This is a genomic window from Actinomadura sp. NPDC048032, from assembly GCF_040653175.1.
In the GTDB taxonomy this organism is placed as follows: domain Bacteria; phylum Actinomycetota; class Actinomycetes; order Streptosporangiales; family Streptosporangiaceae; genus Spirillospora; species Spirillospora verrucosospora.
On record NZ_JBEZJP010000806.1, the window covers coordinates 1 to 1,299 of the forward strand.

Genomic DNA, 1,299 nt, shown 5'->3' on the forward strand with positions numbered 1-1,299 from the left:
CGGGACGGGCCGGGGCGCCGTCCCGCCCGCCGCGGGCGTCGGTCAGGCTTGCGCGTCCCGGGGGGCGCGCACCGTGCCAGCCGTGCCAGCCGCGCCAGCCGTGGCGGGCGCCGCCTCGGCGGGAGTGCTGACGGCGACGCTCAACTCGACCGGCGCCTTGCCCAGCCGCGGCCGGAGCATGTGGAACGGCTTCTCGACCACGATGTAGCTCGCGTAGCCGACCATCACGCACAGCGCCAGCTCGACGGCCAGGACCTCCCAGTAGCCGCCGATCTCGGGTGCGAAGAGCGGCCCGACGAACTTGGCGTAGACGAAGATGTGCCAGAGGTAGACGCTGTAGGAGATCCGGCCGAAGAACCGCAGCAGCGAGTTGTCCAGCATGAGGCCCGCCACCTTGAACCGGACGCCCGGGACGGTGAGCGGCGCGAAGACGGCCACGGAGAACGCGAGGAAGAGCCAGTAGTCGGCGGCCGCGGCCGGCGCCGGCACGTAGTCCACCAGGCGGTAGTCCGCGAGCGGGGAGAGGCAGGCCAGGACGAAGATGCCGAGGGCTCCCAGCCAGAGCTTGCCCGGGTGCCGGCCGATCAGGCGGTACACCCGCGGCACCGCGTCGGGGCGCGTCTCCGCGGCGGCGGACAGCACGGCCAGCATCATGCCCACCGAGAGCCAGCCCATGTAGCTCATCGGCCAGAAGTACTGCGTCGGCCACAGCTTCATCGGGTCGTCCCGGAACTGCGGGAAATGGAGCCAGGTGAAGAAGGCGAAGCCGATGAACACCGGGACGGCCAGCGGCACGAGCAGCCGCTTCACCCGTGCCTCGTGGGTCTCGGCGCGCCGCGCGTAGCGGTGGAGGAGCCAGGCGAACACCGGCATGGCCAGGTAGAACAGGAAGTCGTTGGCGTTGCTCCAGGTGTGCATCATCCCCATGGGAATGGCGCCGTGCTCCCAGATCTGCAGCAGGAGCAGCGGGCGGATCACTTCCCAGGCCCCGTGGATGCTGTCGCGGTTGAGCACGAGGAGAGCGGTGATCGTCAGGACCCAGTAGGCGGGCAGGATCCGCAGCGCCCGCCGCCAGAAGTAGCGCTTGACGTTCGGCCTGCGCTCGCCGGTGAGCGTGTACAGCGCGAACGCGCGGTACAGCAGGTAGCCGGTCATCACGAACCAGATCGGGAAGGCGACCGCCACCCGGTTCAGCATGATGGCCCAGATGCCGTTCCCGGTGGACCCAGGCGTGGACCGCGATCAAGGGATGACCGGCTCCGCCCTCACCGGCGGTGAGGACGGCCGCCCGGCGCCGGG

Annotated in this window: 1 protein-coding gene; it reads right to left on the reverse strand. The window is 70.5% G+C overall.

Annotated features, from left to right (window positions below; genetic code table 11):
* Window positions 1-42: 42 nt before the first annotated feature.
* Window positions 43-1,197, reverse strand: a complete 1,155-nt coding sequence (locus tag AB0C69_RS42375) for an acyltransferase (protein ID WP_360362625.1) — start codon at window positions 1,195-1,197, stop codon at window positions 43-45.
* Between the last annotated feature and the right edge of the window lie 102 nt (window positions 1,198-1,299).